At 56.8% G+C, this 15112-nt stretch carries 10 protein-coding genes; 1 reads left to right on the top strand and 9 read right to left on the bottom strand.

Annotation, left to right across the window (positions count from 1 at the left end; translation table 11 throughout):
• Positions 1-240: 240 nt before the first annotated feature.
• From ACVIGB_RS41095 to ACVIGB_RS41085, 3 genes are read right to left on the bottom strand one after another with little or no spacing between them, the layout of a single operon-like run.
• The gene (locus ACVIGB_RS41095) at positions 241-2019 is read right to left on the bottom strand and encodes an FAD-dependent oxidoreductase (RefSeq protein ID WP_456718366.1); all 1779 of its coding nucleotides are present in this window, start codon (positions 2017-2019) and stop codon (positions 241-243) included.
• Between the two features lie 30 nt (positions 2020-2049).
• On the bottom strand, positions 2050-2880 hold the full coding sequence (locus ACVIGB_RS41090) for a phosphoenolpyruvate hydrolase family protein (RefSeq protein ID WP_456718367.1): 831 nt from the start codon (positions 2878-2880) through the stop codon (positions 2050-2052).
• On the bottom strand, positions 2867-4117 hold the full coding sequence (locus ACVIGB_RS41085; RefSeq protein WP_456718368.1) for a Tm-1-like ATP-binding domain-containing protein: 1251 nt from the start codon (positions 4115-4117) through the stop codon (positions 2867-2869). The genes ACVIGB_RS41090 and ACVIGB_RS41085 overlap by 14 nt, the downstream gene beginning before the upstream one ends.
• A gap of 166 nt (positions 4118-4283) precedes the next feature.
• On the opposite strand from ACVIGB_RS41085, the gene ACVIGB_RS41080 reads away from it, so the two are divergent.
• On the top strand, positions 4284-4838 hold the full coding sequence (locus ACVIGB_RS41080; RefSeq protein WP_456718369.1) for a hypothetical protein: 555 nt from the start codon (positions 4284-4286) through the stop codon (positions 4836-4838).
• Between the two features lie 1395 nt (positions 4839-6233).
• On the opposite strand, the gene ACVIGB_RS41075 is transcribed toward ACVIGB_RS41080, so the two are convergent.
• The 6 genes from ACVIGB_RS41075 to ACVIGB_RS41050 form a co-directional block, all read right to left on the bottom strand.
• Positions 6234-7202, bottom strand: a complete 969-nt coding sequence (locus ACVIGB_RS41075) for an ABC transporter permease (RefSeq protein WP_456718370.1) — start codon at positions 7200-7202, stop codon at positions 6234-6236.
• A 40-nt stretch (positions 7203-7242) separates the two neighbouring features.
• The gene (locus ACVIGB_RS41070; protein WP_456718371.1) at positions 7243-8784 is read right to left on the bottom strand and encodes a sugar ABC transporter ATP-binding protein; all 1542 of its coding nucleotides are present in this window, start codon (positions 8782-8784) and stop codon (positions 7243-7245) included.
• On the bottom strand, positions 8781-9743 hold the full coding sequence (locus tag ACVIGB_RS41065; RefSeq protein ID WP_456718372.1) for an ABC transporter permease: 963 nt from the start codon (positions 9741-9743) through the stop codon (positions 8781-8783). Before ACVIGB_RS41065 ends, ACVIGB_RS41070 begins: the two co-directional genes overlap by 4 nt.
• Before the next feature lie 66 nt (positions 9744-9809).
• Positions 9810-10985 carry a sugar ABC transporter substrate-binding protein gene (locus ACVIGB_RS41060; protein ID WP_456718373.1) on the bottom strand — a complete coding sequence of 392 codons (1176 nt, stop codon included), beginning with the start codon at positions 10983-10985 and terminating at the stop codon, positions 9810-9812.
• Positions 10986-11197: 212 nt separating this feature from the next.
• Positions 11198-12712, bottom strand: coding sequence for an amidase (locus tag ACVIGB_RS41055; protein ID WP_456718374.1), 1515 nt, complete (start codon positions 12710-12712; stop codon positions 11198-11200).
• A 558-nt stretch (positions 12713-13270) separates the two neighbouring features.
• The gene (locus tag ACVIGB_RS41050; protein ID WP_456718375.1) at positions 13271-13678 is read right to left on the bottom strand and encodes an SgcJ/EcaC family oxidoreductase; all 408 of its coding nucleotides are present in this window, start codon (positions 13676-13678) and stop codon (positions 13271-13273) included.
• Positions 13679-15112: the final 1434 nt, after the last annotated feature.

The raw sequence follows: 15112 nt of genomic DNA, 5'->3' as shown, positions 1-15112 counted from the left end.
TTACTGTCATATGCCCTGGAACACCTATCTAAGCTCTGCTCCTTGCAAGACATCGAAGAGCTGCGGTGATCCTCGCCTTCCCCGCAGTACGTTCGAACGCGACCGCTACCTCGTCAATCTGGCGGGCCGGTCCCCACCTCTGCCAAGAGCTTATGATGGGAAACGGACCGACCTCCCATCCCGTCAATCCGCGCGGTCGGCTCCAAACACATGATCCCTGCCAAGCCGGTGCGTTGACAGTCAAGCTCCGGAAGCGACCGCTTTTTGCTCCTGATCAGTGGACAGCACCATTGCGTTGACAGTGCGATATGCGAAGACGATGGCGGGACCGATTGTTATGCCTGCGCCGGGATAGATTCCGCGCATCGGCGAAGTCATGTCATTGCCGCAGGCGTAAAGACCCATGATTGCGTTGCCTTGTGCATCAAGAACGTTTCCGTAACTGTCGGTCGCCAGTCCGCTCGCCGTGCCAAGCGTTGCCGGAACGATCGGCAACGCGATGAACGGTCCGTTTTTGATTGGCCCAAGGTTTGGATTTGTTCCCATAGTCGGATCGCCGAGCGTGCGATTGAAAGCCGATTCCCCGCGCTTAAAGAAGGGATCCCGTCCTTGGGCGGCATGCACGTTGTGTTCTTCGATCGTCTTTTGCAGCACAACGGAATCCAGTTCCAGCTGCTTTGCGAGCTCGGCAATCGTGCGGCCTGCCTTGATGTAGCCGAGGCGGACGTATTTTCCGATGCTCAACGTCCAGGGCCATGGCAGCAAGTGTCCCATGCCTCTCAATCGTACAAACTGGTGATCGCAGATAAAGTAGAACCGCTTATCTGCTGGATATCCGTTCTCAAACATTGCCAGGCAAATATCGTGGTACGAATTCGATTCGTTGACGAAACGTCTGCCATTTGGGCCAACTGCAATGACCCCAGGCCGGCCGCGATCGAGCCAGCCGTACGGGACAATTTGCGAGCCGCTCGCGCGTTTCAAGATCGACACCGGGGTCCAGAAACCGGCGGAAGCAACATCTTTGTCGATGGCGGCTCCGAGTGCGGTTGCAAGTCCGATGCCGTCGCCCTTGACGTCGGCGTGGGCCAACGTAAGATCATGCTGGTGTGCACCACTGAGGTCGGCCCTCAACTGCGCATTCCCCGCAAAGCCACCAGATGCGAGAATAACGCCACGCGAGGCACGCACGCGAGTGTCCAGATTGAACCGCCTGACAACGGCACCCGTGACGCGCCCGCCCTCCTTGCTGAGTTCGAGGGCTGGAGAAGATGGCCAGATTTCTACATCATACTTGCGCAAGCTCACGAGCAGCCGCGCGATCAAGGCATTTCCTCCGCTGAGCTCAGTACCACGCCTGAAACTCAGCCGATCCCGTGCATAGCGGCTCAGGCGAGTTAAAACGTGCTTGAACGAGGCAACAGATTGGAACGGGTTGAGGAAGCTTCTGACCTCACTTGATGAGATCATCATGCCCCCGAGCAGAACCCGAATGGGGTCGCCAATCAGATCAAAGTCCTTGCCTAGAAGCCGCCCATCATAAGGAGCAGGGCTCAAGGCACGGCCCCTGTCAACGCCGCCAATTTGGCTCGAGTGATAATCGGGCGTAGCGGCCAGCGTGAACTTGACATCCGTCCCGTTCTCGAGCGCTGCCAACGCCGGCGGACCGTCCTGAAGAAAGGCGTCGATGAATTCAGCGCGGTAGTATTTACCAAGTTCATGCTGCAGGTAGGTGCTGGCATTGTTGATGGAATCATTGATGTTTGCAGTACGCGCCTGAGCAGAACGAGGAACCCAGATCATGCCATTCGACAAGGCTGTCGTGCCGCCAAGTCGCGGAGATTTCTCGCATACTATTACGCGAAGGCCGGCTTTTGCCGCAAACAGCGCAGCTGACAAGCCCGCGGCACCGCTGCCGATCACGAGGACATCTGTTTCCCGGTCCTGACCCGGTCTAGCCACCTCTTTGGAGACGAAAGCGATCGAATCAGGTTTAGCCCGATTATTTTGCGTGTTCATGCGGCCTCGCTGCACGTGTTGCAGTGAACGTCAATGAGTTTGCGGAAGTGGAGCAGCTTTGAATTCCGCCACCGCTGCTTTCACCGCGCGCTCAATTGGAATTCTCTCGATTGACGATGCACCAACAAAGCCGACACACTGGGTCGTCCGATAGACTTCGATCGTATCTTCAGGTTCGGCAATTGCCCCACCATGGCAAAGCGAGAGCACGTCCTGCCGAACGCTTCGCGCCGCTGCGTTGATCTCGTTGATGCGTCGGACCGCATCCTTTATGGATTGCCCGTCCTCGTGACCCACGAGCCCGCCCCGCGTTGCGCCAACATGTGGGACGATGCAGTCGGCACCTGCACTTGCCATCGCCTTGGCGTCCTGCGGGCTTGCGACATAGGCAAGCGAGAAGATATTCCTTTTACGCGCGCAAGCGATCAGTTCGACCTCACGTTCAAAGCCGAGCCCGACGCGGCCGCGGCGCTCCCGCCAATTCTCACCCATCGTGGAGATCGTCGGATAGTTGATGACGCCGGAAAACCCAGCAGCCCAGAATTTGTCCAAGAGAGCATCGAGGTCGAGCCGGAGAGGATCCCAAGCCTCGATACCGCCAACCACCGGAACCGTAGAGACCACGTTACGGATTTCCGCCGCGAGTTCCAATGTCCGTGCGTTGGAATCACCAATCCGGCTGGTCGGAAGCCCCATCAGACGCGACAGGCCGGTCGAGTAGACGACCAGCATGTCGGCACCTCCAAGGACGGCGCATTTGGCGACCAGGCCACAGCTACTTCCTGCCGCGAGAATTGCTTTTCGCTCCGCCACCTGCCCTTCAATCCTGGAAAGAATTTCACTTCGCTCAAACATCCGCATCGGATGAATCTCCTTGCGTGAGTTGTTCCAGAACCCAGGCCGCGGCTGCCTCGGCGAACTCGCCATCGTTGATGTGACAGTTCAGGTCGCGGACCATCACGTGCGCGGGGAGATCTGCCTTGACCGCAGCTAGCCAAGCCTTGTCGGCCTCGGGATCGTGGAAAATGCCGCCTTGGCGGTCGTAATCGGACACGCCTTTCGCCGGCCAAAGGACAATAGTTGGCCCTTTTGCTCGCGCGAGCCGTTCGGCCGTGAGACGGCCAATGCTCGCATTCTCACACGCAGTTGTGCGCATGAGCGTGGTGTAAGGCGTATGGGCATGAAATCGGCGTCCGCGAAACCGATCAGGAACGCTCGATGGCAGGCCAAAATTGACCATATCGACCGCGCCAGGCGCAATCACTTGCGGTATCCCTTGCTTCGACGCTGCTTTCAGTCGATCCGGGCCGGCGCTCGCGGTGCCTCCGACGATTTCGTCTGCGAGCTCCGTGGTAGTCAAATCAATGACGGCGTCGAATTCACCAGCCGCGATCAGTTGCTCCATTTTGCGGCCGCCCGCCCCGTTCGCTGGAAAGACGATCGCGTCTAGCCCACCGTCGGCAAGCCGCGCTGCGCACTGATTTACCGCAGGCGTTGTCACGCCGAAGGCGGTGATCGCGACGATCTTCTTGTCTCGTCCAGTCTTGATGGGGGCATAGCGCATGGCGGCAATGGCTCGGCCCGCGTTATCGAGCACTCTTCTGGTAAAGGCGTTGATGCCGAAGAGATCGACCAGCGTCGGATAAAGGATAATGTCATTGTGGGTGGCCAATTCAGCGAGTAGTGCCGGCCTCGCGCTGCTTACGAGCAGCTTTGGAAAGCCATAGGGCAGGTCAGACACAACCTCGGCGAAAACTGCGCTTCCCTTGCCGCCCGCAACTCCGACAATCGCGCTGATCGTTGCCGATCCGAGAAGATCGCCAACCTTTGCGCGCGCGCTTTCCGCAATCTGCTTCAGCAGTTCGGCGGGCGCCTTTGTATCGGCCTGTTTGTCGCCGTCATCTCTCTTCGTACTGACGTCAATGAGGATGGTCTTGCGACCACACGCCTCGATGAGGTCCGCAAGGTAAGACGCCTCGCGGCCCTTGGTATCCAGCGTGGCAACGATCGCAACAGCGTCCGTGATGAATCCGGTCGGCTGTCCAGAAAGCTTACCATCCCGGCCCGACCTTTGGTCGTCCGTGCAATGGTGCGACACGATCTTCCTCCCAGACCATTCCTTACAATGGACGGTCTAGACCCGGCCTTACCCGCGTATAAGATCGGTGAGGCGACCAAATGGGTAAGATTGGGTAGAAGCGATGAGGGCGAGAGCTACTGGCAAGCTTGCCATACACATGTCGGCCATAGCTAAAGGATCACAATTGCAGGTCTACGCCCCGTCTTTGCGTAGCCTTCCAAACGGCTCCCTGCTGGTCATGGCGACCTTGCCGATCCTAGACTGGAACGAGTGTCTTTTGCGAGACCTGCGAAGCCTCAACAAAGCAACGTCCGCGCCTCATGTCTATGCGGCGATATTGATGATCGACCCCTTTGCGTGCTGGGAGGACATTGCCGAATCGTTGAAAGATGCCGGCATCACCGGAGTTGCCAATTTCCCGCCCGCATCTTTGATCGAGCGGTCGGCAGCGGGCGTACCTATTGATGCGGCACAGGAGCTCGAACTTCGGCGGATGGAATGGTTCACGAGCCTTGGATTCAAGGCGCTGTTCGCCATCGCCAGCGATTCTGAAATTACCGCGGCGGAGAAGCGACTTGGTGCCCATCTGGAGGGGCTCATCCATCTACCAGAGGAAGCTCTTACACGGACGATGAGCGAGGAGATGGAGCTAGTAAGCCTTGGCCTGCATGGATCGACATTACCGATGTTCGCGCTTTTGGACGGAAGCGCATCGAAACGGCAAACCTCAGCGACGTGACGAGCCGGACCGCTACTCTATGATTCGCAAGCTTTTTCATTTTTTGCAGAGGATTTTCTTAGAAGCCCGTTAGGACTGGCCATCTTTCCGCAAGATTCATACTTGCTGAGTAAACGCATTGTCCGGCTTAGCCGGTGCGGACGGGATCAATGGGGGGCTCCAAGACGCCTGCTACGCGCCGGAAGCACAGACGGCTCGAGATCGGAGCGTTGGCTCATGATGCGTTTCCACGGAATCGCATCATAATCTCATCTCTTTGTTTGAGCATGATTTTTTCGGAAAGCCGGTTTCCACTTTTCGGGATCATGCACCTTTGCGACCGGGTTCAGGCACTCGGCATCAAGACAGTACGCTTTCCAAAGGATGATCTCGCTAGCCTGTTTCAAGGCTCGGGAGGGCCGGATACATTTGTCACATGCCGTCCGGCGCCGCTCGCCGTGAACACATCGGCCCAATAACTGTTCGTCGCCCGCCCTTTTCGCTCACTGCGGTCGTGTAAGGCGGATTTTCAGGGTGACTACTTGCCGTGGGCCGTCGATCTTGCCGGCAATTACCTCGCCATCACTGCCGCAAAAATAGCGGCATGGTGCCGATCAAAAAAACACCGCTGCCGGATTTCTCCGGCAGCGGCTCAAGTCTCGGGAGAAAGCAGACGAACCGGTCTGCCAGCGGACCCAAGAGATCTCACCCCGGAGATCAGACCCAAGAGGTCAGAGCGGATTTTGGTTACCGATTGCTATTATCCAGACGATGGCCCGAGCGATCACTGCCGCGAGACCCGCATTTGGGTAACGTTGGGTAACCGCCGTATAAGACGCAACTCTCGTCCCGGTCTAATGCGACAGCTACTTAGCCACGTCCTGAAAGCACAAGCTTGCGGAGTCGCACGGGGAGAATAACAAGGCTCGCCGGCACTCCGCTCCCGCGCGGCTGTCAAAGCGCAGCGGGCACTTCGCCGCCAGGAGACCGGGTCAGCTTTTCCCAATCCAAAGGGGACTCGCGGCAAACACGCGCTCGAACAGCAACCGGCGATGTTTCGAGGAGATATCTCAAAGGGCCGACCGCTGACTTAGCTACCGACGTCAATCCCGCACTCGCATGCTCGCGGCGATGTATCGCGTCGGCAAGCTCATCTCATAGGGCCGCATTTAAGATGACACCGAGCCGGCAGCAAGTTGGACAGGCATTTCGACTGACGCATCCAGAAACGGAGCGCTCGACGCGCTATTCGATTCCGCCGCCGCCAGGGCGCCGACGGGCATTATCGGCTGTCCGGATCTTCTTACCAACAACGCGAGCAGTTAAGCCGATACCTTTTCTGCACCACGCGCGTCCATATCAAGCGCGTTGGACGCTGGCGGTTCTCCGTTCAATATCGCTCCTGACAATGCTGGACTATTTAATAAAGGCTAGCCGAGATCGATCCAGAGTTATTGTAACAGACAGAACGACGATGAGCCCCGTCACCATGATTTGCAGGTATGTATGCACGCCCGCGATATTGAGACCATTTTGCAGTACGGCGATGACCAGAACGCCGGTCAGGGTGCGATGGACTCCCCCCGCCCCTCCAGATAGCGCAGTTCCGCCCATGACGACCGCGGCGATCGCCTGAAGCAACAGATCATCACCCATACGCGAAGTTCCGGTTGATGTTCGCGCGACGAGCAGCAAGCCCGCAACGCCGCAAAGCATTCCGCTGACAACAAAAGCGATCGCTTTGGTACGAAGGACGTCAATACCCGAAAGTCGCGCGGTTAGGCCGCCCCCCCCGATCGCAAACAGGGCTCTTCCGAAGTGGCTTCTCGCACCGACAAAAGAAGCCACAGCAAAAATGAGGAGCGCCCAAACTCCGGAGTTCGGAATACGGCCGATCATGGAGCCTGAAGCAATCCATGTGAGGTTCGGGCTTTGGAAAAACACATTGCCACCCCCGCTGATCCACGTCGAAATGCCGCCAAGAATAGTCATTGAGCCCAATGTGGCGACGAAGGACGGAAGCCGGAGACGAAGAACGAGCGTAGCATTTACAAGACCACAAAGCGCTCCCATGCCTGCTGCAGCGAAGGCTACCTCGGTTGCACCGACATCGAAGTCACGGATCAGAACCGCAGATGAAATGGCCACGAGCGTCACAATGGCTCCGACGGAAAGATCGAGCGCTCCCATAAGAATTACAAATGTAATGCCTGTTGAGACGATCAGCAGGATCGAGGACTGCCGCATCAGGTTGAAAAGATTTATCCAACTTAGAAAGCGCGGGTTGATCAGCGCGAATACCGTGACCATTGCCATCAGCAGCAACAATGGCCCGAGCGCATTTATGATGACACGGCGACGGTCATAAAACTGGGCGATCTGCAATTTTCCTTCCGCAGCTGATCTCGACCCAGCCGTTTGCGGCTCATACCATGTGTTGGACAAGTTCCTGCTCCGTTGGCTTATTGTCGGCAGGCGCGCTGCACTCGAACTGAAGTTCTCCCTCTCGCATCACGAGGATGCGGTTTGACATTCCAATCAGCTCAGGCAGATCGTCTGTAACCAGAAGAATAGCCACCCCCTCCTCAGCCAAGTCCCTCAGAACGCTGTAGATCTCTTGCTTGGCGCCGACGTCGACCCCCCGCGTGGGATTGTCGAGGACGAGCACTTGAACCTTTCGGGCCAGCCATTTGGCGATCACCACCTTCTGTTGATTACCGCCGGAAAGAAACTGGCAAAGCTGTGTTGGCCCTTTGCATCTCACACGCAAGCGATTGATGTACTTTTCGGCCAGGCGCCTTTCTCGGGAGCGGGAAAGGAACCCAGAGAGGCTCGAGACGAGCGGAAGCGAGGCCAACGACATATTTGCCTGAACCGACATGTAAGGCACGATGCCTTCGCTCTTGCGTTCCTTGGGTACGAAACCCACCCCGCGCTTGATCGCCGCTTTTCCACGTCCGCGAAGCGGCAAGGCTTCGCGGTCCAATTCCACCGTGCCGTTTGGGGGGAAGGGCTCAAAACCGACGACGGCCCTGGCAACAGCCTCTTTGCCGCATCCGACGAGACCTCCAATTCCAAGGATCTCACCTTTGCGAATCTCAAAACTGACATTCTTGACGTTTGGGCCGCTTAGACCATGAGCTGAAATCGCGATTGGCGCGCCGCCCACGCTTCGCTGGCGCTTTTCCATGAAGTATTCGTCGTCTCGTATTCGTCCAACCATCGCCCGATGAAGGCTTTGTTCGGAGATCTCTTCTCCTGCGAATTCGCCAACATTTCGTCCATCCTTGAACACGTAAATGCGGTCGCATAGCTCCACATATTCCACGAGACGGTGAGTAATAAGCATGAATGACGCGCGACGACGGTATCGACGAATTGATTCAAAGAGAATCTTGATCTCTCGCTCGCCGATTGCCGCAGTCGGTTCGTCGAGCAGGATGATTGGGTGATCGATATGAAAATGCTCGGCCAACGCGAAAGCTTTGGCAATCTCGATCATCTGCCGATCATGGAAGGCGTAATCACCCGTGCGGCGGCGCGGATCGATGTAGCCAAGACCGAGATTTTGGAGGTGTCTTTCGCTCACGGCTATCATCGCATCTCTGTCGACGATGCCTAGCCGACTGGTAAAGTAGGGTTCTAACGAGAGGAATATATTTTCGTAGACAGCCAGGCTTGGAATAAGAGCCTGTTCCTGGAAGACCATCGAAATTCCGGCCTCAACAGCATGGGTATAGCTTAGAGGGCTGAAGCTCTTGCCAAACAGTCTCATACTTCCGGCGCTCGGTGCATGGATGCCGGCAATCATTTTGAGTGTGGTTGATTTGCCTGCCCCATTTTCGCCGGCAATACCAACAATCTCATTGGGAAACACATCGAGATCGATGCCTTCAACCACGGCAATGCCATTGAAGCGCTTCGAGGCGTTACGCATTGAGTAGATCGGCGCGGCCACGCCATTCATTTCACGTCCTCCGCGCTCGCTCGCCGCGTGTTCAGAAGAACGGCCAGCAGAATGACGGTTCCTTGAATGATTGTTTGCAGATAGGGCGGCAAAGCGAGAATGTTCATGACGTCTGAAAAAGTCGTTATGAAAAGGACCCCGATGATCGTCAGGCGCACGTTGCCAGAGCCACCTGTAATCGCGGTTCCACCAACGACCACCGCGGTGATCGTATCGAGAGTCATATAACTGCCCATTGTGACAGTGGCGGATCCTAGACGCGCCGCCAACAGGACTCCGGCAAGACCGGCAAGAAGGCCTGACAATGCGAACGCCTGGACTTTTATCGTATTGACCCTCACTCCCATGAGGACAGCAATTTGCTCGTCGCTACCGATCGCGAGCGTCATTCGCCCAAAACGCGTGCGATCACCTATGAGGACTGCAGCACCATAGATCACTGCCGAAATCAGCACCGCATTGGGGACCACATTCGCCAGTGCGCCTTGGGCCATATCGATTACGGCTGGGTTCGATACGGACAATGACCGGCCATCTGAAATGAAGAGCACTGCCCCTGAAATGGTTGTTGCGGTTCCAAGCGTTACCAGAATCGAGGGAATTCTGAGGTGGACATAAACCAGCCCATTGATCGCACCAAACACCAAGCCGACCACGCATGCGATGGGAACCGACCATAGACCCAGGTCTGGTGATAGGCGCGCGACCAACATCCCGCAAAAGCTAGCAACAGCTCCGATGGACAGGTCGATCGAGCCCATCAGGATTACAAAGGTCGCGCCGATGGATGCGAGCAAAAGGACAGAACTCGATAGTTCAATAGCCCTGATATTTGCGAGCGTTCCGAACGACGGAGCCCCGAGACCAAATGCTGCAATCGCAAGCATGAAGACGAAGATGGTTATTGCCCGCCGCCCTAACTCGCCATCCCTGCAACCGGCCCGCGACGCTTGTAGCATTTTTGCGATCCATCAAAAGCAAGGTAAACATGATGCCCCTCTCGATGGAGAGGGGCATCAACGGCGTCACTCGGGGATACGCTGGTGATAGTGGTTATTATACTCCGCCTTGAGCTGATCGACGCAACCTTCGTCGACGGCATCTTGATAAGCCTTCGGGAACTTATATCCGGCCGGCGTACGAGCTCCCCAATACGTCTTCACATCGATCGGCCACACATAGTTTTGAGCATCCCAATCGTCGGGATGAAGAACCCGCGACATCTTTCTCCAATCAAACGGAAGCTTCTCGCCGGCGAGAAATGCTTGATACTTGTCTACATTTTGAGCGGTTATCAGCGTGGCTCCCGTATACATCATGCGCTCGCATGGGCCCGGCTTAAATCCTTTGGCAACATCGTATGCACGCACCAGTGCAAAACCCGCCTGCCACTGCGGGGTAAAGCCCATTGTCGCAAGAATGCGACCTTCCTTTACCAGCTTGAGGGTCTCTCGATTGCCATCTAGGCCGACGATCGGAATACGCATACCAGCATCTTCGACGGCTTGCATCGCGCCCAGTGCGATCGAGTCGTTTTGCCCGAAGACAGCGTCAATCTTGGAGTGCGCCACCAACAGGTCTTCCATGACTTTGCGAGCGTCAACCTGATTCCATTTTCCAGGCTGGCGGGCGATGAGCTTGATATCGGGGTATTCGGCTAGAGCTTTATCGAAGCCCGCAGTTCTGGAGATGTCCGCATCAACCCCTGGAAAACCAGTAATGTGCGCGACGTTGCCTTTTCCGCCGATCTTGTCAAAAAGCAACTTTGCGATTCTATAGCTGTTTTCGACGTCATCGGGCGAGAAGAACGTCGCAAAAGCGTAGTTATCTAACCCCGCGTCCAAAGGATGGAAGCCAGGCAACGACTCCCAAACAGCAACATGCACCGCACCGACTTTCTTGGCCATCTCGACGATGGGCTTTATGTTCGCCGCAACGAGATTCTCGCCGAACGTGATCCTGACACCAGCGCCGAATTGGGCCTCATAGATTTCGATTTGCTTTGCCGCATCACCTTTGCCCGAAAGGATGCGATAGTTCAGACCGAGGGCTTTTGCGGCTTGTTCGGCACCTTGCGACCAGTTGTTGAAATACTCATTTTCTAGTGTCGACACTTCGGATAGGACGTCCTCGGCGATCGCGTTGCCGGCAGCTCCCAGGAATGCGACGGTCGCAAGAAAGCAAGTCGATATTCTACGCATTGATGCACCCTCCTCGTATTGGTTCGCTGTAGATGATTGGCCTTTCTTTCAATCCGTCTGCTAGCCAAGCCATTGCGTATTGGCGACCGACGAATTCGACTCTCATAGCGGGTTTGCCTAACGTCGGAACGGGCCATCCCGGCGACGCGCAGAGCTCCACAACATGCCGCGGACACCACGATGGTCTGTTGTCGTCAACGACATTGCCCTGGTCACATCTTCTTCCAGTCTCCGATCCGTTCGAACGCGTGCGCCACCTTATAGATGGTGGTCTCGTCGAAGTGGTGGCCAACAAGCATAATGCCGACGGGTAGGCCATCCAGCATTCCGCACGGCAGCGACATCGCTGGATGATGCGTGATGTTGAACGGAGCGGTGTTGGTGAACATCTCCGTCGCGCGAGTGATGTAATCCTTGCGGCTGGCATCATGGGGAGGAAGTTGCGTCGCCTTCATGGGCGTCGTCGGCAGAAGAAGGAGATCGTAGTCCTTAAGGACCCTGTCGTAAGCTGCGGTCAGGCGGCGAGAGACGTTGACGGCCTTGCCGTAGAAGCGGGGCCCGTACGTGTTGTTCACATAGGTGCCGAGCAACAGGAACAACTTGGCCTGCTCTGACAGGAGGTTCGCCTTCTGTCGCCAACCTCGATGGAAGTCCATGAGTGACAGTGAGAAGAGGTCTGATCGGCTGGTACCGAAGCCGTCACCGAACATCATGGTCTGTGTGGCGCCCTCGGTGCCGATCGGCGTCCAGATTGCCGCGCCTTGCAGGTGCATTGGTACAGATACCGTCTCCACCGAGGCCCCGAGATCCTTGAAGCGCTTGGCCGCTTCACGAACAACTGTATTGACATCGGCTTCCGCCCCCGGCTGCTCAAAACCCTCCTTCAGCACGCCGATCTTCAATCCGCTGATGCTTTGACCGAGTGCTTTGGTATATTGTTCGACTTTCGGCGCTTTGATGCGTGGATCGTACCCGTCGTCTCCAGCGATTACTTCCAATAGCAAGGCGTTGTCGGCGACCGTTGCGGTCATGGGGCCGGTGTGGTCGAGCGTCAACTCATTGGGCATGATGCCGGTATAGGGGACAAGACCCCAGGTGGGCTTCATGCCGTAGATGCCGCAAAACGACGACGGCATCCGTATCGAGCCGCCCTGGTCGCCGCCGATCGCCATATCGGCTTCGCCAAGCGCCACGACAACGGCCGAACCCGAAGACGAACCGCCCGCAGAGTAACCCATCCTATGAGGATTATGAACCGGTCCGAGCGCACCAGTGTGGCTTCCACCGGATGTACAGAAGCATTCGCAATGAACCTTACCTGCGATCTCGGCGCCCGCATCGAGCATTCGAGTGACAATGGTTGCGTCGATGTCTGGGACGAATCCTTCGAGCGTCGCCGAGCCGTTCATCATTGGCACTCCAGCCAACATGACGTTATCTTTCAGAGCGACGGTCTTGCCCTTGAGTTTTCCACTCGGCGCTCCCTCGACTCTCGCCTTGCGGTACCAAGCGTTGTGCAGATTTTCTTCCGGCGGTGGTTGATACCCCGGGGTGCGTGGATATTTTACTGGAGGCAACTCATCCGGAACGGCTTCGATGTATCTGTAGGCATCGAGGGATTCGTTGATAAGTCCGCGGAAGGAGACGATATCCTCGTCAGTTAGCGAAAGACCGCATTGTGAAGCGACATCTCGCAACTGCGCGGGCGTGGGCGGGACAATTGACATTGGGCGCTCCTGCAATCTCAAGGGCAGACCCACTCTGCGATGGGCTCAATTCGGCAAGGCTAGTCGACTGCAGGTTGGCCGGACCTGGCTTCGGCTGCCCCCAGTGGGTAAATCTGGGTAATTTTGCCAAGAAAGTGGCGAGGTGGAGCAGAATTTTCGCACGCGTGCCGTCTGAACTTCTTGTTCGGCGCCGGGCCGGGGCGCCGATGGACGAAGAGGAAATGCCATGCCGAATCGTAGATGCGACGCCATAACCGGCGCGGCAAAAGCCCTGCGGGCCGGCCATCGCCGCTGCCGACGTGAACGCATTGTTCAAAAAAGAAGAGCAAAGGCGCGCGCGCCAGGCGGCAGGCAAGCTCGTCCGCTACGCGTCAGAGCACCTAACAAAATGAAGAGCCGAAGAACTCGTATGGCCCGATCGTATGGCCGCCTCTCGTCTTAAAGAGGAGCAGCCCATAACTTAGGAAGTTCGTGAAAGCCCCTGAGCAAACGGCGCCTTTAGGATCCTGAACCTGCAATTGCACGGGCCGAATGCCGATTTGCGCTTGAGTTTGTTATTCAATGCTCAAACTGCGCGATGCCGCGTGGCTCGGTTGGGTTGGCAGATGAGTGATGATGCACGATCTTCCATGTGTCGTCCTGACGGCGCAGTACAAAGGAGAATCGCGCCGGCGTTGATTGCTGATGGCCTTTCGATGTCTGTGAAAAGACATAGCTGCCCGCGACCAGGACAACATCGTGCGCCAACGTGACAGAGTGCCAGACACCCATTTTCACGCTAGCGCCACCACGAAAGTAAGTGGCTATCTCTTTGGCCCCGATATAAAGCTTTGCACTCGACGTCCCCTGCAGAATCGCATCATCCGTGTACAAAGCAAGCAGACAATCCGGCGTATGCCTGTTGAAGGTCCGCTGCCAGAGCTCCAGGAACTCACGGATGTCTATCGTCAATGAGTCGCTGTTCACTATTGATCTCGATCCGAGAAGTTGATGGTCGGAACGCAGTTTTCGATGTCAGCAAGACCGGCTGCACGCAATCAAGCGCCTGACCTGCCTTCCTCACCGATGCTGAGGAGAACCCAGCGGCTTAGCGGCGGGAGCGGAGGCTGACAATATGGCGTGCACTGTCAAAAAACAGCGGGGGGGCCTCGACGCCTTCAAGCGACAATGCGTGTTCAAGGCAAAACCGCCTTCGCATCGCAATGTCCGACAAACGCGCAAGGATAGTGTCGGCCAGGAATAGTGCACAAGCCGCAGCACGATACTACTGCGCGCCGCGCGGCATTGTGAACTCGTCGGTGAACCAATCTGCCGAGCAAGCCAGATGACTAGCTCGGTCGTTGCCTACGTTGTCAAGATCGTATAGCCGCAGATCGGATAGTCGCTGTGGCTTTATTTTGTCCGGCTACAATTGTCTCAAGCCAGATGTCGGGACCGCTGGAAATGCAACAGGGTCGCGCCGTGTGGAGACTAGGCGCAGAGAGGCTCAGCTCAATCAAATTGACTGAAGGCGGGGCCTCGAGCCCCCCTCTTAAGCGGCTACCGTCAAGCATGGGTCAACCAAGGCGGCTCTGTCGCGGAGGTATTTGCGGGTTCGAACTTGCACGGCGCGCAGCCCGTGCGACGCGCTAATGTAACTCCGGGCAGCTGCCGCTTCTAAAGTCGAGTTGCGGACCTCTCGCTCCGCCGTCGCCTGTCGGAGATTCGCGCAAACGCATTTTCTCCTGAATCGTCATCGTCCCTTTCCAACCAGCTGCTTGGCGTCAAAATGCGGAGGCGATTGGCCGGAGAGATCCGCCGTACCGCAGATCTCGATTCCAACGGGGATTCTCCATCGAGAGAAGCAAAGCTGCCTCGCGCTGTCAACAATTGCGGTGCGCCACCGAAGTATCCTGAGCGTCTGCATCGTCACTGTCGGTCTCAAGACAACCCGTTCGCTACGCGACACGCGCTGGACAGCAATAGGCTAAGAAAAGCAGCGCTGGCTGTTGGCACGCTCTTTGAAGCGACCAATACGTCGCCTCCTGTGAAGAGCCATGCGAGAGTAAGAAATGCTGCCAGAATGCGCCGATCTGATGAAGCAAGTCAGTGCCTCCGTACTGACAAAGAGCAAGAGCGTTGACGCGCATGCTACACATTGACCCTGCGATCACGAAGCTCAAGGTCGCATTAGGGCGCAGAACGGCGACCCCGGCCCCGGCGCATTGCCGGGTCGCGAACGCGGCATTAGTCCGGGGCCTCCGATTTCGATCGGCGAAGTCGTGCACTACGCTCGCGCCATCAGCAATCGGATCTCTGACGACGGAATTGGCCGTGGACATGCGACCGTGACCGATGGTGATCGCGGTCTAGCCCGAGCGGCCCGAGAATCAGTCGGGACAACGGCGATTGCTCAATCGC

It is taken from the genome of Bradyrhizobium sp. USDA 4341 (assembly GCF_054063755.1).
This window is presented reverse-complemented; position numbering and strand designations above follow the sequence as displayed.